A 17550-nucleotide genomic window follows, 5' to 3' on the forward strand; every position below is an offset into this window, starting at 1 on the left:
CCATGGGGCCACACGAGGGCGGGATGACGTGAGCGACGATTCGGGACGGACGACGACCACGCGGAACTGGCGCCGCGACGCGCGCTGCCGCGACGAGCACCCCGACACCCTGTTCGTCCAGGGTGCGCAGCAGCGGGACGTGCGCGAGGTGTGCAAGGCGTGCCCGGTGCGCACCGAGTGCCTGGCGCACGCGCTGGACAACCGCATCCGCTTCGGCGTGTGGGGCGGGATGACCGAGCGCGAGCGCAAGGCGCTGCTCAAGCGCCGCCCGGACGTCGTGTCCTGGGCGGCCCTGCTCGAGGCGGCCCGCCGCGCCGCGATGCGCCCGGCGCAACCGGCGGCCGGGTCCGCCGGGAAGGGCCGGTCCTCGCGTCAGGCCGGCTGAGCCGACCCGGCGCCGTCTCGGCGGCGGATGGGTGCCGGGCTGACGTGTGCGCTGGTGATCAGGGAGTCACTGCGGGGCCGGTCGGAGATCCGATCGACCTCTGGTGGCTCCCTCGCCGTCGGCAGCCCAAGGCCGACCCCCTCAGGCCGTCAGCAGCTCGCCGATCGCACGCAGGCCGTCGAGGTCGTGCACGTCGGTGGCCATCGCCGGCACGTCGACGATCGGCACGCTCGGGTGCGCGCGCGTGAACCGGGCGAGCACCCGGCGCTCGCGCTCCGCGGTCTCGACCCGGTCCGCGTGCAGACGCAGCACCGCCGCGGCCGTGGCGTCGCCGCGCGCGGCCTCCAGGGTCTCCGCGCCTTCCCGCGCCCGGGCCCCGGAGAGGGTGGCGTGCACCGGGTGGGTCCGGTTGAGGACCATCCCGGCGAGCGGCATCTTCTCGTTGCCCAGCCGCTCGACGAAGTAGGACGCCTCGCGCAGCGCGTCCGGCTCCGGCGAGGCCACCACGAGGAATGCCGTCCCCGGGGCGCGCAGCAGCTGGTAAGTCGCGTTCGCGCGCTCCTGGAACCCGCCGAAGAGCGTGTCGAAGGCCTGCACGAACGCCGAGGCGTCGGAGAGCATCTGCCCGCCGAGGATCGTCGAGACGGCCTTGGCGAACAGGTTGAACGTCGAGCCGACGAGCTTGCGCAGCGCCGAGCCGCTCGCCCGCGCGGGCGCCGAGAGCAGCCGGATCATCCGCCCGTCGAGGAACGACGACAGCCGCTGCGGCGCGTCGAGGAAGTCCAGGGCGGACCGTGATGGCGGGGTGTCGACGATGATCAGGTCCCACCGGCCCGTCGCGGCGAGCTGCCCGAGCTTCTCCATCGCCATGTACTCCTGCGTTCCGGAGAACGACGTGGAGATGGTCTGGTAGAAGGGGTTGTCGAAGATCGCCTGCGCGCGCTCCGGCGTGGCGTGACCGGAGACCATCTCGTCGAAGGTCCGGCGCATGTCGAGCATCATCGCCTGCAGCTCGCCGCCCGAGTCGCCGGTCACGGCGTCGGGCACCGCGCGCGGCTCGTTGTCGAGCTCCTCGAGGCCCATCGACTGCGCGAGCCGGCGCGCCGGGTCGATGGTGAGCACGACGACCTTGCGCCCGCGGGCCGCGGCCCGGAGGGCGAGCGCCGCCGCCGTCGTCGTCTTGCCGACCCCGCCGGAGCCGCAGCAGACGAGCACGCGGGTCGCGCGGTCGTCGACCAGCGCGTCGAGGTCGAGGTGCTCCGGGCGGCGGAAGCGCCCGGTCGGCGCGGTACCGGACTCAGCGGCCATGGCGCACTCCCTGCTCCCGCAGCAGTTCGGCGAGCTCGTAGAGCCCGCCCAGGTCGACGCCGTCGGTGAGCTCGGGCAGCTCGACCTGCGGCATCCCGGCCTCGTCGAGGCGCGAGCGCACGCCCGCCTCGACCGCGAGCCGTTCGGAGTGCTCGCCCACCTCGGTCAGCAGGCCGTCCATCTCCTCGTCCTTGAGGAACAGCCCGGCGGCTTCGAGTCCGGCGCGCAGGCCGCTGTCGTCGACCTCTCCGACGCCGTCGGCGGGCACCGGCAGGCGGGCCGGACGGACCCGGTTGACCATGACCGCCCCGGGCGGGAGGTTCGCGTCCGAGAGCTCCTCGACGGTGTCGAGGGTCTCCTGCACCGGCAGGTCCTCGAGCTGGGTCACGACGTGCACGACCGTCTGCGGGGAGTGCAGCAGCGCGACGACCCCTTCACTCTGCGTGCGGATCGGGCCGGTCCGCGCGAGCGAGCCCATCGCCTTGGTGACGTCGAGGAACTTCACGACGCGGCCGGTGGGCGGCGCGTCGAGGATCACGGCGTCGTAGAGCGGCTGCCGTGAGGCGCGGGAGCGGCGGTCCTCGCCGACGGTGCGCCCGACGCACTCCTTGACCTTCCCGGTCAGCAGCACGTCGCGCAGGCCCGGGGCGAGGGTCGTCGCGAACTCGACGGCGCCCATGCGGCGCAGGGTCCGGCCGGCGAGCCCGAGGTTGTAGAACATCTCGAGGTACTCAAGCAGGGCCTCCTCGGCGTCGACGGCGAGGCCGCGGACCTCGCCGCCGTCGGGGGCCACCGCGATCCGCTGCTCCGAGTAGGGCAGCGGCGGGGTGTCGAAGAGCTGGGCGATGCCCTGGCGGCCCTCGACCTCGACGAGCAGCGTGCGCCCGCCGTCGGCCGCGAGGGCCAGCGCGAGCGCCGCCGCGAGGGTCGACTTGCCCGTGCCGCCCTTGCCCGTCACGACGTGGAGCCGGGCGGCGGCGAGGGACTCGGGCCAGCGTTCGACGCCCCCGTCGTCGAGGACGCCGACACTGCCCGGGCGGCGCTGGTTGCTCACGGCGACCAGCGTAGGACCGTGCCCGCGGCGCCGTGGCCCCCGGCCGGAGGGCTGGGTCACACCGGGGTCACGAGCCGGGTCACGGTGCGTGCCTGTCACGTCGGCGCAGGTGTGAGGGGGTACGCGGGCGTCCGGGGCAGGGCCGGGCCCGTCGGAGCCGACATCTACCCTCGGCGGACATGAGTGCCCAGACGTGGGAATACGCGACCGTCCCCCTGCTGACCCATGCCACCAAGCAGATCCTCGATCAGTGGGGTGCGGACGGCTGGGAGCTCGTCACCGTCCTCCCCGGACCGACGGGTGAGCAGCACGTCGCGTACCTCAAGCGGCCGCTGTCGTGACCTCGCCCACGGCGCGGCTGGCCGAGCTCGGGGTCGAGCTCCCGCCGGTCGCGCCGCCGAAGGGCATCTACGTGCCCGCCAAGAAGGTCGGCGCCCAGGTGTGGACGTCCGGGCAGCTGCCGCTGGTCGGCGGTGAGCTGCCGGCGACGGGGCTGGTCGGCGCGGAGGTCTCGGTCGACGACGCGAAGGCCTACGCCCGCATCGCCGCCCTCAACGCGCTCGCCGCGATCGACGCCCTCGTCGGGCTCGACGCGGTCGCGTCGGTGGCCAAGATCGTCGGGTTCGTGGCGTCCGCGCCCGGGTTCGGCGGGCAGCCCCAGGTGGTGAACGGCGCGTCGGAGCTCATGGGCGACGTGTTCGGCTCGTCGGGCGAACACGCCCGCTCGGCGATCGGGGTGGCGGCGTTGCCGCTGGGCGCCCCGGTCGAGGTTGAGGTCGTCGTCGACCTGGCGTGAGCTTCGGTGGTGCGTGGGCGGACGACGCCCACGGCGGAGGGAGTACGGACGTGGCGATCACGGGTGCCGGGATCGACGGGGCACCGGTCGGTGGCGACCGGTCCGACGGAGCCCGTGGCGCCGCCGACGACCGGTCCGGCGGCGCGGAGCGCGCCTGCCACGACCTCCTCGTCGCGCTCGCCGGGCGCCTGCCCGACCGGCCGCTCTGGCGGCTGCGGGACTGGCTCGCCGCCGAGGCGACGGTCGCGCTGCGCACCGCGCTCCCGCGCACGCTGCTGCGCCACCGTGTCGGGGTCACCGAGAGCGAGCGGGCCCTGCTGCGCGAGGTCGTGACGGGCTGGCACGGGCCGCTGCGCCTGGTCGACGCGGTGCTGCATGCCGAGTCCGCCCCGGAGGCCACGGTGACGTTCGCGGAGCCCGGCCGCTCCGCGTGGGACGCCGCCGACCTGGTGCTCCGCGCCCTGCTCCCCACCGTCGGCGACGTGGGCGAGGTGCGCCGGGCGTGGCGGTCGGGCCCGGCGCGCGCGACCGGCGACGAGGTGCGCGTGGTCCTCGTGAGCGCGGCCGGTGACCTCCCGGCCCTGACGGGCGCCGTCCAGCGGGCGCTGCGCGCGCACGGCGGCGCCGTGCCCGGCGTCGAGGTCATCGGCGCGGGCACCGTCACCACCGCCTACCACCGCGCGGCGCTGGCCGCGTCCGACGTCCTCTGGCGCGCCGGGGCACCGGCCTCGGTGTCCGCCTCCGCCCCGGAGCGGGGTCCCGGTCTGCCCGGCCCGCGTACCGGGGTGGTTCCCTCACCCCCGGAGCTGGTGCGTCATGGCTGAGCCCGGTACCCCGCAGCCCGACGGACCGCGTCCCCCCTCTCCCCGGACCCGCGGCGACCGCGGGCGTGACCCGGTGGCCCTGGCCGCCTGGCGCCGCGTCGCGGAGCAGCGTCGTCGTGCCGCCGACCCGGACGTCGTCGCGGACGACGTGCCCCCGGCGGCCGCCGAGGCCGCGACCCCGAGCGGTGCCGCCGAGATCGGCTCGGGCGGGTCCGGCATCCCCGCGGAGCCGGTCGCCGCTGCCGAACCGGTGGTGGCCGCCGAGCCCGTGGTGGCCGGGGAGCCGGTCGCCGAGCCCGCCGCGACGGCCGAGTCAGCCGCCGCCACGTCAGCCGCCGAGCCCGTGGCGGCCGCCCGCCCGGGTCGGCCGTCCACCCCCGAGGCGACGGGAGCCCGCGACGAGGGCCCCGGCACCGGCGGGTTCGCCGTGCCCGAGAGGCACTCCGCGGCGGACGCCCACGCCACGCCGGACGCCCACGCGGCGCCCGTCGGATCGCCCGAGCCCGCCCCGGCCCGCGCCGGCCACGGTGACGGACCGCCCCCCGAGGGGCGCCTGCACGACGTCCTGCTCGGCCTCGCCGGGCGTCTCGACGACGACGCCCTCACCTCGGTCCGCGAAATGGTCGCCGCGGAGGACGACGCCGAGGCCGCCGAGCTGCTCGGCGGGAGCCTGCTCGCCGGCGGGGTCGGGCTCACCGGCGAGGAGCGCTCCCTGCTGCGGCCCTGGTTCACGGCCGCCCGGGTGGACGCCGACCTGCTCGGTCTGCTGCCCGCCGACCCCGGGGCGCTGGGCCGGTCGGTCCACCGCTTCGCGCCGACGGCCGGTGACCGCGCGCCGGGCCTGCCGCTCGCGCGGGCGGCGCGCCGCCTGCCCGGCGTCGTCGCGGTGCGGGAGAGCTGGCGGGTGACGCCCGCGGGGTCGGCCCCGGGACCCGTGCCGCACCGGGTCGTCCTGGTGGAGACGGCGCGCCCCGACGACTGCGACCACGTCGTGCACCACCTCGCCCACGCCGCGCGCGCCCTCGACGACACCTCGGTCGAGGTCTTCGCCTCCGGCGCGACGCTGCCCGCGTACCACCGTGAGGCCCTCGCGGCGGCCCACCCGCTCGTCGCGGACGACCCGGCGACCGGCCCGACCACCGCAGCCGCGCCCGCCCCGCCGGTGGAGCGCCCGGCGCCGTCGCGCTTCGGGGCCGTCGACGACGACGAGACCTGGCAGACCGTCGCCGACTCCGGCGCCGGTCGGGCCGCCGCCGAGCCCGCCGCCACGGTCGACCCGATCACGGCCGGGGCGGCAGCCGGGCAGCCCCTGGACGACGAGGAGCCCGGCCTCGAGGACCTCGACGAGACCTCCGACGCCGCGCACGCCGCCACACCCGCGCCCCCGGCCGACGACCGGACCGCCGCCCCCGAGGCCCCTGACGCACCGTCGGAGACCTCGATCGACGACGACCTCTCCTCGACCGCGCGCCGCATCGCCGCGCTGTGGGCGCGGCCCGCGCCCGAGGACTTCTCGGCGCCGCTGCCGCAGGAGTCGCTCGAACCGACGCGCCTCGAGCCGGACGGCGAGGAGACCGACCCGGTGCCCGACGAGGCACGGCCCGCGGTCGACGACGAGCCGGGCGGGCGCCACGGCGTCGTCGGGGAGCCCGACCTGGGGACCACCTCGTTCCGGTCGCCGACTCCGCGGTCGCGGAGCAACGGGCACCGTCTCGACCCGGACGCACCCACCGACGGGGTCGCCGACACCGGGAGCCTGAACGGCGCCGCCGCCGGGCCGGGAGCCGACGCGCCCACCGCCGACGACGGGGTGGACGCCGACACCGCCCAGGTCCAGCGGGCCCGTCACAGCCGCGCCCGTGACGAGGAGGCGCCGCCCGCGACGGAGGACCCCGGGTCGGCGCGCTTCGGGCACGACGCCCGCTTCGGCGCCGGACCCGGACCGGCCTGGCCCGGCGGTCCGGTCACCGGCGACTCCCGGCCTGGTCCGGACACGCTCTTCACCTCTCCCGTGGAGGTCGGCGAGGGGCCGGTCACGCTCGGGACGAACGGACACCGGCACGGACCGGTGCCGGCGACGCCGTCCGACGACGAGCCGACGACCCTCGGCACCAACGGCCACCGTCACGAGCAGGCGGCCGCCCACGAGGAGCCGGCCACCGGCCCCGTCGCCTGGTCCGGGCCCGCGGCGCCCCCGCCGGTCCCGGGCCCGCCACCGGTCCCGGGGCCACCGCCGGCCGGACAGTCACCCGCCGCACCGCCGCCCCCGGGACCTCCGGCCGCCGGACCGCCGGCGCCCCCCGCCCCGGGCGGCCACGGCACCGTCGGGAACGGCGCGGGTCCGCGGCGACCCGACCCGGGGCACGAGGTCGCGCCGCCGTGGGCGGCGGCCGACGGCGCCGGTTGGCCCTCGGAGGCACCCGGCTGGAGCCCGGCCGCGGACGGCGGGCCCGCCCGGCCCCCCGAGGCGGAGAGCACGGCGGCCTGGTCGCCGGAGTTCGACGACTCGGTCGCCCAGCTCTCCGACCGGGAGCGCGAGCTGCTCGCGCGGCTCCACGAGGAGCTCGCCCAGCGGGAGCGCGCCGAGGGCGCGGACCCGTTCGCGGCGCCGCCCCACCCGCCGTCGGACCGGCAGAACCCGCCACCGCCCCCGCCGGGCCCGGGTGGGCCGCACCGGCCCCGACCCGGGCGGCCACCCGGACCCCCGGGCGGCCGGGTCAACGGTCACGGCCTGTCGGGGAACCCGGACGACACCGGCGCCTGATCGACGCGGCTAGGGTCCGGGCGTGACCGACGCGTCCGGGACCGCCCGGCCCGAGCACCCCACCTACGAGCTCCTCCGTCCCGTCACGGCGGCCGCGAGCGTGGTGCTCGCGGACAACCCGTCCGGGATGACCCTGGACGGCACCAACAGCTGGGTGCTGCGCGCGCCGGGACAGCGCGGCTGCGTCGTGGTCGACCCGGGCCCCGACGACCCGCGGCACCTCGACGCCCTCGTCGACCAGGGCCCCGTCGAACTCGTCCTGCTCACCCACCACCACCTCGACCACAGCGAGAGCGCACGGACGTTCTCGGAGCGGACGGGGGCGCCGGTCCGGGCGCTCGACCCGGAGCTCTGCCTGGGCGCCGAGGGCCTCGGGGCGGGTGAGGCGCTCGGAGCGGCCGGGCTCGACATCCGCGTGGTCGCGACGCCCGGGCACACCACCGACTCGCTGTGTTTCGTCCTCGACGGCGACGGCAGCGTGCTGACCGGCGACACCGTGCTCGGTCGCGGCACGACGGTGCTGGGCGACCACCACGGCGCCCTCGGGGAGTACCTGACGTCCCTGCAGCGGCTCGCCGCGCTCCCGGCGGGGACCACGCTGCTCCCTGGCCACGGCCCCGACCTCACGGACGCTCCGCGGACCGCGCGCGAGTACCTCGCCCACCGCGAGCAGCGCCTGGACCAGGTGCGGGAGGCGCTGCGGCGGCTCGGGGACGACGTCACGCCGCGGCAGGTCGTGGAGGTCGTCTACGCGGACGTGGACGAGTCACTGTGGCCCGCCGCCGACATCTCGGTGGCCGCGCAGCTCGAGTACCTCCGGTCCATGTGAACAGATGTGGTCGCTGGGACGACCACATTCGTTCACATGGGCCGAAGGCCCTACCGGGCGCGGCGGGCCAGGCGGTCCGGCTCGAGGATGAGGACGCTCTTGCCCTCGAGGCGCAGCCAGCCACGGGCCGCGAAGTCGGCCAGGGCCTTGTTCACCGTCTCGCGCGAGGCGCCCACGAGCTGGGCGATCTCCTCCTGCGTGAGGTCGTGCGTGACCCGCAGCAGGCCGGCCTCCTGCGAGCCGAAGCGCTGCGCGAGCTGCAGCAGCGCCTTGGCGACGCGGCCCGGCACGTCGGTGAAGATGAGGTCCGCGAGCAGGTTGTTCGTGCGGCGCAGCCGGCGAGCGACCACGCGCAGCAGCTGCTCGGCGATCTCCGGGCGCTGCGAGATCCATTCCTTGAGCGCCGTGCGATCCATCGAGTAGGCGCGCACGTCGGTCACGCAGGTGGCGGTCGACGTCCGGGGGCCGGGGTCGAAGATCGACAGCTCACCGAACATGTCCGACGGGCCGAAGATCGAGAGCAGGTTCTCCCGGCCGTCCGGGGAGCGGCGCCCGATCTTGACCTTCCCGCTCTGCACGATGAACAGCCGGTCGCCCGGTTCGCCCTCGTTGAAGATGACGGTGCCGCGGGGGAACTCGACGCGGTCGAGCGATTCCGTCAACACTTCGATCGCGGCCGGATCCACGCCCTGGAAGATCCCTGCGCGGGCCAGTACCTCGTCCACCGTCAAGCTCCTCGCCGACTCGTCCGACCCGCACGCCCCGGGGCTCCTCGACCCCGCGCCGCACTGTGTCACCAGTCACGTCTTTCAGAAAAGTCTAGTCGTGTGCAACGCCATGATCACGCTGCACGCGCCCGACGCGACCCCCGGGTCTAGCCCCCATGGTCGCCATCCGCGAGCAGCATCCCCCAATCGGACGATCCTACTCGTCATATATGACGCCGCTGGGTGAGCGTCAGACGCTCGTCGTGTCCCGGGGGGACGTGGCCGTCCCGCGCCCGCGTTTCGACCCTCCCCCACGCTTGCCCAGGTTGCGGAGCCGGAACATCTGCAGGGCCCCACCGATGCCCTGCCGGAACAGGGCCTTCACCTCGTCGGGGCGGGCGCGCTCGAGGAAGTCCTCGACCTCGTCCTCACGGACGGTGCCCGAGCGCAGTCTCGTCTCCAGGCGCTCCATGCCCAGGGCGAAGACCATGATGAGCAGGGGGATGAGAACGGCGATCCAGGCGGTCATGGTGAGACGCATGCTCCCGCACGCGCGCGAAGCGGCGAGCACCGGGGTCGTCCCGGCGTGTCGGTGGGTTCACTACCCTGGACGGATGACCTCGGGGGCCACCACGCGCAGCGGCGCGTCCGGCGTGAAGCCGGGCGAGACGCGCCTCGGGCTCGTACGGCGGGCCCGGCGCATGCACCGCGCGCTCGCCGAGGCGCACACCGATGCGCACTGCGAGCTCGACTTCACCAGCCCACTGGAGCTGCTGGTGGCCACCGTCCTGTCCGCGCAGACCACCGACGTGACGGTCAACCGGGTCACCCCGGCCCTGTTCGCGCGCTACCCGGACGCGGCCGCCTACGCCGGTGCCGACCGCACCGAGATGGAGGAGATCCTCCGTCCGACCGGCTTCTACCGGGCGAAGACGAACTCGGTGATGTCGCTGGGTGCCGCCCTGGTGGAGAAGTTCGACGGCGAGGTCCCCGGGCGGCTGAAGGACCTGGTCACCCTGCCCGGCGTCGGGCGCAAGACCGCGAACGTCGTGCTGGGCAACGCCTTCGGCGTCCCCGGGATCACCGTCGACACCCACTTCGGCCGGCTCGTGCGCCGCTGGGCGTGGACCGACTCCGAGGACCCGGTGGAGGTGGAGAAGCAGGTCGGGACGCTCATCGAGCGCAAGGACTGGACCATGCTGTCCCACCGCGTGATCTTCCACGGTCGGCGCGTGTGCCACGCGAAGAAGCCGGCCTGCGGGGCGTGCTCGCTCGCCAAGGACTGCCCCTCGGCCGGGATCGGCGAGACCGACCCGGTGAAGGCCGCCAAGCTCGTGAAGGGTCCGGAGGCCGATCACCTCCTGGCCCTCGTCGGTCTCGAGCGGTGACGCGCACCGAGGTCGGATCGACCCTGATCGTGGTGATCCTGGTGATCGTCGGGGTCATCGCGCTGTGGCCGCGGGACTCCGACGGCGGGTCCGCGCCCCAGCCCGTGCCCACGGCGGCCCCGACGGCGCGCAGCGACCCCGCCGAGCTGGCCGGGGCCCGGGCGGAGGCCGGCCTCGCCGCCTGCCCGACCCCGACGGCGGGCACCACACCGGCCCGCGCGCCGCTCGCCGGGCTCTCCCTCGACTGCCTGGGCGCCCCCGGCCGGGTCGACCTCGGCGCCGCGCTGCCCGGTCGGACGACGCTGGTGAACTTCTGGGCGTCCTGGTGCGGGCCCTGCCGCGAGGAGATCCCGGCGATCACCGGCTACGCGGCCCAGCCCGGCGCGGCCTCGGTGCTGGGCGTCGACGTGGCGGACGACCCGGCCGACGCCCTCGCGCTGCTGGGCCAGCTCGGCGCGCACTACCCGTCGGTGTCCGACCCGGGCCAGACCGTCGGGCGCCGCCTGGGCGCGGCGCCGGTGCTGCCGGCGAGCGTCGTCGTGCGGTCCGACGGCACGGTCGTCCCGCTGCCCGCCCAGGTGTTCGCCTCGCCCGCGCAGGTGCGGACCGCGGTCGACGGCGCGCTGGCCAAGGCGGCCGGATGAGCAGCCTGCTGCGCCCGCGGGAGGCGCCGGCCTGGCTCGCGGGCCTCGTCGACGGGTGCGGTCGGGCCTCCGCGGACGACGTCCCGCTCCGGCGCCGACCGGGCGCCGACCCGGCCCGTGAGGCCGCGGTCCTGCTGCTGTTCGGCGAGTCCGACGACGGGCCGGACGTGCTGCTCACCGAGCGCGCGGCCGACATGCGCGACCACGCCGGCCAGGTCGCGTTCCCGGGCGGCGGGCTCGAGCCCGACGACGGCGGGGGTCTCGACGCCGCGGTCAGCGCGGCCCTGCGCGAGACCTGGGAGGAGACCGGCGCCGACCCGGCGGGCATCGTCCCGCTCGCGACGCTGCCGCCGCTGACGATCCCGGTCACCGGGTTCGCCGTGACACCCGTCGTCGCGCACTGGCGCCGTCCCGGGCCCGTCGGTGTCGTGGACCCGGCCGAGACGGCCGCCGTCGTGCGGGTCCCGCTCGCCGAGCTCACCGACCCGGCGAACCGGTTCACCGTCACCTCGCCCAGCGGCTACCTGGGCCCGGCCTTCGGTGTGCGCGGGCTGCTGGTGTGGGGCTTCACCGCACTGGTCCTGTCCTGGGTCTGTGACCTCGCGGGGTGGACGATCCCCTGGGACACCTCCGACGTCCGCGACCTCGGCGAGGCGTGGGCCCGTCGGGGAGACAACGAGGCGGCTCGCCGCCGTGAGGGAGACGCGATCCGATGAGCTGGGTCGACATCGTCGTCGTGCTGCTCGCACTCGCCGCCGCCATCTCGGGCTGGCGGCACGGGCTCGCGGTCGCCGCGCTGTCCTTCCTGGGCGTCATCGGCGGCGCCCTGCTGGGGCTGAAGATCGCGCCGCTGGTCGTCGGGCTGTTCCAGGGCGACACCAGCCGCGTCGTCGTCAGCGTGCTCATCGTCATCGCCCTGGTGGCGCTGGGCGAGACGCTCGGGGTCTACCTGGGGCGGGCGCTGCGCGACCGGATGCGGCTCAACGCCGTCCGCACGGTCGACTCGACGTTCGGGTCGGTCCTGCAGGCCATCACCGCGCTCGTCGTGGCGTGGCTGATCGCGCTGCCGCTCGCGACCTCGTCGAACGTCGCGCTGTCCTCCGCACTGCGGAACTCCGCGGTGCTCTCGACGGTCGACTCCGTGATGCCGGCCCAGATCCGGGCGCTGCCCAACGAACTGCGCTCGATGTTCGACGCGTCCGGCTTCCCCGACGTGCTCTCGCCGTTCTCGTCCACCCCGGTGGCCGAGGTGCCCGCGCCGAACCCGGAGCTCGTGCAGGACCCGGTGGTCCAGCGGGCCCGGGCGAGCGTCCTGAAGATCAAGGGGCGGGCGCCGTCGTGCTCCCGGGCGCTGGAGGGCAGCGGGTTCGTCATCGGGAACGAGCGCGTGATGACGAACGCCCACGTGGTCGCCGGGACGAACGAGGTCTCGGTGGAGGTGCCGCAGTCCGGGGGCGGCTCGGAGACCGAGTCGGCCCGCGTCGTGTACTACGACGCGCAGGTCGACGTCGCGGTCCTCGCGGTGCCCGGGCTGGACGCGCGGGCGCTGCCGTTCAACTTCTCCGGCGTGAACACCGGGGACAACGCGGTGGCCCTGGGCTACCCGCTCGACGGGCCGTTCTCGTCGTCGCCCGCCAAGATCCGTCAGCGGATCCAGCTGCGCGGCCCCGACATCTACGACTCGTCGACGGTGACCCGCGACGTCTACACGATCCGCGGCACGGTGCGATCCGGGAACTCGGGCGGCCCGCTGGTGAACCCGCAGGGCCAGGTCATCGGGGTGGTCTTCGGCGCGGCCGTCGACCAGGGCGACACCGGGTTCGTCCTCACCGCGGACCAGGTCCGTGCCGCCCTCAACGCCGCGCCGGGGGCGACGAGCCGGGTGTCGACGGGGAGCTGCGCCGCATAGGTGCGCTGCGCGCTCGTGAGCGGTCATTGACGCCAGGGCATCAATGACTGCTCACAGGCGCCGGAGGAGCACCTCGGAGACGTGGCGCGGGGCCTCCTGGTGGGGGAAGTGCCCGACCCGCGGCACCGTCAGGAACTCGTGGTCCTCCGCCCACCGGGACGACGCGCGGGCCACCGACGCGGGCACCCACGGGTCGTCCTCGCCGTGCAGCGTCAGGACCGGCACGTCGACCCGCCGGTCGATGGCGCGGGCGAAGCGCCGGCCGTCGGGACGGCCCTGGGAACGGACCGCCCAGCGGAAGTACTCGAGGGAGCAGTGCGAGGTGCGCGGGGTCAGGATCGCCGCCGCGTGCCGGGCGGCCACCCCGGCGAACTCCGGCGCCTCGGGCCAGGCCGCCCCGGAGCCCGTCGCGAGCAGCTCGCCGGCTCGCGTCCCGCCGTCGCGGCGCAGCGAGCGCTCCGGCAGCCGGGGGAGCTGGAAGAAGGCGACGTCGCGCAGCGCGGCCGCGTGCCGCCAGGGCCGCCGATGCACCGCGCGCCGCAGCGCCAGGGGGTGCGGGGTCCCGACGACGGCGAGGCGGGACACCACACGCGGGTGCAGCGCCGCCACCGTCCAGGCGACCGCACCGCCCCACCCGGCGCCGACGATCGTCGCCCGCCGGGCGCCGAGGGCGCGCACGAGCCCCGCGACGTCACCGGCCAGCGTCCACAGGTCGTAGCCCCGGGGCGGCCGGTCGGAGCCGCAGTAGCCGCGCAGATCGGGCGCGACGACGTGGTGCCCCTCGGCGCCGAGCGCGGTGAGCTGGTGGCGCCAGGACCACCAGAACTCCGGGAACCCGTGCAGCAGCAGCACCGGGTCGCGGCCCGCCGCCGGGGGACCGCACTCGGCGACGTGCAGCCGGATGCCGTTGGCCGACACCGCGCGGTGCCGCCACGGCCCGGCGAGCGTCGCCGGGTCGTCGTCGGGAAGCTGACTCAGGAGGTCGTCGAGGGGGCGTCCGAGCGGCCGCGGCGCAGCGCCTCGACCGACTCGCGGGCCGTCTCGATGGTTCGCTCCGGAGCGCGGATCTTGCGGACCTTGAGGTAGCCGAGGAACCCGGCGATGCCCGCGGTGATCAGCATGATCGCGAACGTCACCGCGTAGCCGGCCCACTGCTGGCTCGGCCAGATGAGGTTGAACGCCTCGGCGACGGCGAAGAAGAAGTAGAAGAGGCTGAACAGCGCGATGACCGCGGCCACCACGAAGAAGATGCTCCCCTGCACCCCCTTCTTGACCTCGGCCGTGACCTCCTGCTTGGCGAGCTCGACCTCCGCACGCACCAGGGTGGAGACGTGCGTGGTCACCTCCTTCACGAGCGACCCGACGGACGCGTCGCCGGTGGCGCGCACCGGTTCGGCGTTGAGCGGGATCGAAGGCACCACGGGGGGTCCTCCGGGAGACGACGGCGAGGTCACGGGCGCTCCTGGCGGGTCGGGTCGAGAGGGAGCACATCGTGCCACGACCTTGGCGTGACCGAGTCGTGACACGAGCGCACGGCCGGTGTCTTCCCGATCAAGGCCGACCTCAGTCCTCCGTGAGGACGACTCATTCGCTCGGCGACCGGCGCAGTGCCTTGCGCTGAGATTGCACTCGCTTGTCTTCCATCCGTCGTAGTCGCGCACCGCGACTGGGACGGCGGGGCCGACGAGCAGGGGGATCCGGGGCGAGGGCCTCCCGCAGCATCGCCGCCAGGCGTCGGCGTGCCGCCTCCCGGTTGCGTCGCTGCGAGCGGTGCTCGGAGGCGGTGACACTCGCCCGGGTGCCGTCGATGAGACGCGGAACACGGGCGAGCAGGCGGGCGCGGGCCTCGTCGGGGATGCCCGGCGCCTCGGCCAGGTCGACGACGAGCTCGACCCGGCTGTCGGCCGTGTTCACGCCCTGCCCGCCAGGACCGGACGAGCGCGAGAACCGCCAGGTCAGGGCGGCCGCGGGCAGCACGACGTCGTCGGAGACCCGGAGGTCTCCGGTGGCGTCGTCGTGGCTGTCCATGCCTCCAGTGTCCTGGTGCTGTCGAGCGGGTTGGCCTGCGTCGTCAGAGATGCGGCGAGGCTGACGCTGGACGTCAGCAACTCCACATCCTCGGGCGGTGACCTGGGACGCAGCCGGCCACCTGGGACGATGGGCGCCATGACCGCCGCGACCACCGACCCGCTCGCGCCGCTGCTCGACCTGCCCGGCGTGGCGGAGGGCGCGGAGTCCGTCCGCCGACACGTCGAGGCCGTCCACGCGCACCGCACGAACCGCCGCGGCTGGCCGACGACGGCGGCCGAGGCCGGCACCCGCGCCGCCCGCGCCTCGGCCGCCCTCGACGGCGGCAGTGCGGACCTCCCGGAGGACGGCCCGGTCACCGACCCGACGCTCGCCGGCGCGCTGCGCGTGGCGGAGGCGCTCGGCGGCCTGCTGCCGACCTGGCGTCGGGCCCCGCTGCAGGCGCTCGCCCGGCTGCACGTCCTCGCGGCGACCGACCGGGTACCGGAGTCCGATCTCGGCCGACCGCGTCCGGGCAACTGGGTCTCGGCGCGGCTGGACGCGCTGGCGGGCCTCGTCGTCGGCGGGACGTCCGTGCCGGGGCCGGTCCTGGTCGGCGTCGTGCACGGCGAGATGCTCGCGCTCTCGCCCTTCCTGGTCGCGAACGGCGTCGTCGCGCGGGCGGCGGCCCGGCTGACGGCCATCTCGACGGGCCTCGACCCCAAGGGCCTCGTCGTCCCCGAGGTCGGCCACCTGCGCACCGCGACCGAGTACTCCGCGGCGGCCCAGGCGTTCGCGTCGGGCACCCACGAGGGGCTCTCGCAGTGGTTCTCGCACTGCGTCACCGCCTGGAAGACCGGCGCGAAGGAGGCCACCGGCATCGCGGACGCCGCGGGCTGACGCCGTTCGGGCGAACGCGCCGTCCCCACCGGCAGTGCGGGTCCCGTCCGTCCCCAGGGTGCGGCCTCGTCGTACCGCTGTTCGCGGCGTCGGCGTGACCCTCCCGGGCGTGGACGGACGACGAGTGACGGTGTGCTGCGACGACGAGGACCTCCTGGACGAGGTGGTCCGCGTCGCCGCGGCGGCGGGATGCGAGCTGGAGCGGGTGCCGGATGCGGCCGCCCTGCGGCGACGATGGCCGGGCGCCGCGATGGTGCTGCTCGACGAGGCGGCGGCGCGGGCGGTCGCGGGCGTGCGGCTGGGACGGCGCGACGGCGTGGTGGTGCTGTGCCGCGGTGACCCGCCGGGCAGCGTCTGGGAGCGCGCGGTGGCGGTCGGTGCGGAGCACGTCGTGTCGCTGCCGGAGGGGGAGGACTGGCTGGTCTCGGCGCTGTCGGACACCGTCGAGGAGGGGGCGGTCGGGGACGGGCGGGTCGTCTCGGTGATCGGCGGGCGCGGCGGGGCGGGTGCCTCCGTGCTGGCTGCGGCGGTCGCCGTGCGGGCCCACGACGAGGGCGCCCGGGTGCTGCTCGTGGACTGCGACCCGCTGGGCGGCGGGCTGGATCTGGTCGTCGGCGCGGAGCAGGTCGAGGGGCTGCGCTGGCCGGGGCTCGCGCTCGGCGGCGGCCGGGTCGCGGCGTCGTCGTTGCACGAGGCGCTGCCCGCGGCCGAGGACGGATCGCCCGCGCTGACCGTGCTCTCCTGCGACCGGCACGGCCCCGGCCCGGCCCCCGACGCGGCGCGGGCGGTGGTCGACGCGGGCCGCCGCGCGGGCGACACCGTGGTGTGCGACCTGCCCCGGCACCTGACCGACGCGGCCGCGGCGGTGCTCGACGCCTCGGACCTGACGGTGGTCGTGGTGCCGGCCGAGGTCCGGGCGACGGCGGCCGCGTCCCGGGTGGCCCGGCAGGCGGCCGACCGGGGCGCGACGGTGGCCGTGGTGGTGCGGGGGCCCTCACCCGGCGGGCTGGTGGGTGACGACGTGGCCGAGGCCCTCGGCCTCGACGTGCTCGTCTCGATCGACGCGGAGCCTGGGCTGGCGGCGTCGCTCGACCGCGGGGCGGTGCCCGGGGTGCGGCGCGGGCCGCTGGCGGAGGCCGCGGGGGCGGTCCTGGACGCGCTCGACCAGCTCCGGGGAGGGCGGTCCGCGGCGGCCTGACCGATGGAACCACGACCCGGCTCACCCGCGCGGTGGGCCGGGTCGTCGTCGTGCGCTGGTGACGATCGCGGCGTTCGGCCCAGCGGTTGTCCCCAGCCGGCACCGAGGGCCCGGGTTGTCCACAGGCGGGCGGCTCGGGCTGGGAGATCGGGGTGCGGGGCGGGGAGCGTCGTCTTCCACGAGAGCGAGGGCGGTGACGGGAATGGCGGTCGAGGCGGGGAGCGGCGAGGTCGGTGACCTCGTGGAGCGGGTCCGGGCGCGGTTGGCGGGCGCGGGCGGTGAGGCGGGGGTCGCGGAGCTCGCGGCGGCGGTGCGGGCCGAGGCACGGGGCGTGGTCGGTGACGCCGACGTGCTGGCGGCGGTCCGCGCGCTGCAGCGGGAGTTCGTCGGCGCGGGGCCGCTGGAGCCGTTGCTGCGCGACCCGGCGACCTCGGACGTGCTCGTCACCGCCCCGGACGCGGTGTGGGTCGATCGCGGGGCGGGCCTCGAGCGGGCCGCGGTGGAGTTCGCCGACGAGGACGCGGTCCGGCGCCTGGCGCAACGGTTGGCGGCCGCGGCCGGCCGCCGGCTGGACGACGCCAGCCCCTACGTCGACGCGCGGCTGCCCGGGAGCGGGGTGCGGCTGCACGCGGTGCTGCCTCCGGTGGCTGCCGACGGGACCTGTGTCTCGCTGCGGGTGCTGCGCCCGGCCCGGCACGATCTCGACGCGCTCGAGGTGGGCGGCACCGTCGACGCGGCCGGGCGGGCACTGCTCGAGGCCGTGGTGGCCGCGCGGCTGGCCTTCCTCGTCGTGGGCGGCACGGGGTCAGGAAATACGGTGGTCACACCATACGCTCA

Annotated in this window: 19 protein-coding genes and 1 pseudogene; 13 read left to right on the top strand and 7 right to left on the bottom strand. The window is 76.1% G+C overall.

The window, feature by feature from the left end; genetic code table 11:
* Nucleotides 1-28: 28 nt before the first annotated feature.
* On the top strand, nt 29-385 hold the full coding sequence (locus LQ327_RS08705) for a WhiB family transcriptional regulator (protein WP_230731641.1): 357 nt from the start codon (nt 29-31) through the stop codon (nt 383-385).
* A gap of 141 nt (nt 386-526) precedes the next feature.
* Here the strand turns inward: LQ327_RS08705 and bagB are convergent, their stop codons facing one another.
* The gene (gene bagB / locus LQ327_RS08710) at nt 527-1693 is read right to left on the bottom strand and encodes an ATPase BagB (protein ID WP_230731643.1); all 1167 of its coding nucleotides are present in this window, start codon (nt 1691-1693) and stop codon (nt 527-529) included.
* Nucleotides 1683-2747, bottom strand: a complete 1065-nt coding sequence (gene bagA, locus LQ327_RS08715; RefSeq protein ID WP_230731645.1) for an ATPase BagA — start codon at nt 2745-2747, stop codon at nt 1683-1685. The genes bagB and bagA overlap by 11 nt, the downstream gene beginning before the upstream one ends.
* A gap of 179 nt (nt 2748-2926) precedes the next feature.
* On the opposite strand from bagA, the gene sp36 reads away from it, so the two are divergent.
* The 5 genes from sp36 to LQ327_RS08740 are packed head-to-tail and all read left to right on the top strand — an operon-like array spanning nt 2927 to nt 7960.
* Nucleotides 2927-3088 (top strand): Sp36 family protein, encoded by a 162-nt coding sequence (gene sp36 / locus LQ327_RS08720; RefSeq protein ID WP_018332809.1) that lies wholly within the window; start codon nt 2927-2929, stop codon nt 3086-3088.
* The gene (locus tag LQ327_RS08725; RefSeq protein WP_230731647.1) at nt 3085-3543 is read left to right on the top strand and encodes a RidA family protein; all 459 of its coding nucleotides are present in this window, start codon (nt 3085-3087) and stop codon (nt 3541-3543) included. The genes sp36 and LQ327_RS08725 overlap by 4 nt, the downstream gene beginning before the upstream one ends.
* A gap of 50 nt (nt 3544-3593) precedes the next feature.
* Nucleotides 3594-4367, top strand: a complete 774-nt coding sequence (locus LQ327_RS08730) for a hypothetical protein (RefSeq protein ID WP_230731649.1) — start codon at nt 3594-3596, stop codon at nt 4365-4367.
* A complete protein-coding gene (locus LQ327_RS08735) occupies nt 4360-7131 on the top strand; it encodes a hypothetical protein (protein ID WP_230733219.1) in 2772 nt (923 codons plus the stop codon). The genes LQ327_RS08730 and LQ327_RS08735 overlap by 8 nt, the downstream gene beginning before the upstream one ends.
* A 22-nt stretch (nt 7132-7153) precedes the next feature.
* Nucleotides 7154-7960: an MBL fold metallo-hydrolase gene (locus tag LQ327_RS08740; protein ID WP_230731651.1), complete on the top strand. Its 807-nt coding sequence runs from the start codon at nt 7154-7156 to the stop codon at nt 7958-7960.
* A gap of 50 nt (nt 7961-8010) precedes the next feature.
* Here the strand turns inward: LQ327_RS08740 and LQ327_RS08745 are convergent, their stop codons facing one another.
* Complete coding sequence (locus LQ327_RS08745; protein WP_230731653.1) at nt 8011-8685, bottom strand: Crp/Fnr family transcriptional regulator; 675 nt, start codon at nt 8683-8685, stop codon at nt 8011-8013.
* 232 nt (nt 8686-8917) lie between these two features.
* A complete protein-coding gene (locus tag LQ327_RS08750) occupies nt 8918-9196 on the bottom strand; it encodes a hypothetical protein (protein ID WP_230731654.1) in 279 nt (92 codons plus the stop codon).
* 85 nt (nt 9197-9281) lie between these two features.
* Between LQ327_RS08750 and nth the strand changes: the two genes are divergently transcribed.
* Genes nth through LQ327_RS08770 form a run of 4 tightly spaced genes read left to right on the top strand, consistent with a single transcriptional unit; the run spans nt 9282 to nt 12608 of the window.
* A complete protein-coding gene (gene nth, locus LQ327_RS08755; protein WP_230731657.1) occupies nt 9282-10055 on the top strand; it encodes an endonuclease III in 774 nt (257 codons plus the stop codon).
* Nucleotides 10052-10699: a TlpA family protein disulfide reductase gene (locus LQ327_RS08760; protein ID WP_230731658.1), complete on the top strand. Its 648-nt coding sequence runs from the start codon at nt 10052-10054 to the stop codon at nt 10697-10699. The genes nth and LQ327_RS08760 overlap by 4 nt, the downstream gene beginning before the upstream one ends.
* Nucleotides 10696-11415 carry an NUDIX hydrolase gene (locus LQ327_RS08765; RefSeq protein WP_230731660.1) on the top strand — a complete coding sequence of 240 codons (720 nt, stop codon included), beginning with the start codon at nt 10696-10698 and terminating at the stop codon, nt 11413-11415. The genes LQ327_RS08760 and LQ327_RS08765 overlap by 4 nt, the downstream gene beginning before the upstream one ends.
* A complete protein-coding gene (locus LQ327_RS08770) occupies nt 11412-12608 on the top strand; it encodes a MarP family serine protease (RefSeq protein ID WP_230731662.1) in 1197 nt (398 codons plus the stop codon). Before LQ327_RS08765 ends, LQ327_RS08770 begins: the two co-directional genes overlap by 4 nt.
* Before the next feature lie 51 nt (nt 12609-12659).
* Here LQ327_RS08770 and LQ327_RS08775 read toward each other — a convergent pair whose 3' ends face one another.
* The 3 genes from LQ327_RS08775 to arfB all read right to left on the bottom strand — a co-directional run bounded on the left by LQ327_RS08775 (nt 12660) and on the right by arfB (nt 14636).
* On the bottom strand, nt 12660-13526 hold the full coding sequence (locus LQ327_RS08775) for an alpha/beta fold hydrolase (protein ID WP_230731664.1): 867 nt from the start codon (nt 13524-13526) through the stop codon (nt 12660-12662).
* Nucleotides 13527-13582: 56 nt separating this feature from the next.
* Nucleotides 13583-14029: a phage holin family protein gene (locus LQ327_RS08780; RefSeq protein ID WP_230731666.1), complete on the bottom strand. Its 447-nt coding sequence runs from the start codon at nt 14027-14029 to the stop codon at nt 13583-13585.
* A 163-nt stretch (nt 14030-14192) separates the two neighbouring features.
* Nucleotides 14193-14636, bottom strand: a complete 444-nt coding sequence (arfB, locus tag LQ327_RS08785; protein WP_230731667.1) for an alternative ribosome rescue aminoacyl-tRNA hydrolase ArfB — start codon at nt 14634-14636, stop codon at nt 14193-14195.
* Between the two features lie 138 nt (nt 14637-14774).
* Here arfB and LQ327_RS08790 point away from each other — a divergent pair, with 138 nt between their 5' ends.
* The 3 genes and pseudogenes from LQ327_RS08790 to LQ327_RS08800 form a co-directional block, all read left to right on the top strand.
* The gene (locus LQ327_RS08790) at nt 14775-15515 is read left to right on the top strand and encodes a Fic family protein (protein ID WP_230731669.1); all 741 of its coding nucleotides are present in this window, start codon (nt 14775-14777) and stop codon (nt 15513-15515) included.
* A 109-nt stretch (nt 15516-15624) separates the two neighbouring features.
* Complete coding sequence (gene ssd / locus LQ327_RS08795) at nt 15625-16713, top strand: septum site-determining protein Ssd (RefSeq protein WP_230731670.1); 1089 nt, start codon at nt 15625-15627, stop codon at nt 16711-16713.
* Nucleotides 16714-16915: 202 nt separating this feature from the next.
* Nucleotides 16916-17536 (top strand): annotated as a pseudogene (locus LQ327_RS08800) (ATPase, T2SS/T4P/T4SS family); the annotation flags it as partial.
* Nucleotides 17537-17550: the final 14 nt, after the last annotated feature.

This window comes from Actinomycetospora endophytica (assembly GCF_021026375.1).
GTDB lineage: Bacteria > Actinomycetota > Actinomycetes > Mycobacteriales > Pseudonocardiaceae > Actinomycetospora > Actinomycetospora endophytica.

Coding starts and splice junctions, on each gene's coding strand:
- bagB (WP_230731643.1), bottom strand. CDS start 1,693: ATGGCCGCTGAGTCCGGTACCGCGCCGACCGGGCGCTTCCGCCGCCCG.
- sp36 (WP_018332809.1), top strand. CDS start 2,927: ATGAGTGCCCAGACGTGGGAATACGCGACCGTCCCCCTGCTGACCCAT.
- LQ327_RS08735 (WP_230733219.1), top strand. CDS start 4,360: ATGGCTGAGCCCGGTACCCCGCAGCCCGACGGACCGCGTCCCCCCTCT.
- LQ327_RS08750 (WP_230731654.1), bottom strand. CDS start 9,196: ATGACCGCCTGGATCGCCGTTCTCATCCCCCTGCTCATCATGGTCTTC.
- nth (WP_230731657.1), top strand. CDS start 9,282: ATGACCTCGGGGGCCACCACGCGCAGCGGCGCGTCCGGCGTGAAGCCG.
- LQ327_RS08765 (WP_230731660.1), top strand. CDS start 10,696: ATGAGCAGCCTGCTGCGCCCGCGGGAGGCGCCGGCCTGGCTCGCGGGC.
- LQ327_RS08770 (WP_230731662.1), top strand. CDS start 11,412: ATGAGCTGGGTCGACATCGTCGTCGTGCTGCTCGCACTCGCCGCCGCC.
- arfB (WP_230731667.1), bottom strand. CDS start 14,636: ATGGACAGCCACGACGACGCCACCGGAGACCTCCGGGTCTCCGACGAC.
- LQ327_RS08790 (WP_230731669.1), top strand. CDS start 14,775: ATGACCGCCGCGACCACCGACCCGCTCGCGCCGCTGCTCGACCTGCCC.